The sequence below is a fragment of the Bradyrhizobium sp. Ken01 genome (genome assembly GCF_055807355.1).
Map to the genome: position 1 here is coordinate 1 of NZ_JBVVPC010000301.1, position 237 is coordinate 237.

Below are 237 nucleotides of genomic sequence, written 5' to 3' on the forward strand. Positions count from 1 at the left end.
CCACTGACGATCAGGGCGGCGAACCAGATCGCGGTATCGCGGATCGCCGGCCCGTCGGAGCGCTGCATCAGCTCCTTCATCTGCTTGCGCGGTATGTCGGTGTGATACCACTCGGCCGCCGACAGGCCGGTCTCGACGGCGAGCTTGGCGTCGCGGCCGATCAGGCTGTAGTCACGCCGGGACGGCGCAGTGGACATGATTGCCTCCCTCGGCAATGGCATCCGCCAGAGCGAATGC

Annotated in this window: 1 pseudogene; it reads right to left on the reverse strand. The window is 66.7% G+C overall.

The annotated features are described in order from the left end of the window. Positions 1–197, reverse strand: a pseudogene (locus tag AC0L3S_RS39735) (fatty acid desaturase); the annotation flags it as partial. Positions 198–237: the final 40 nt, after the last annotated feature.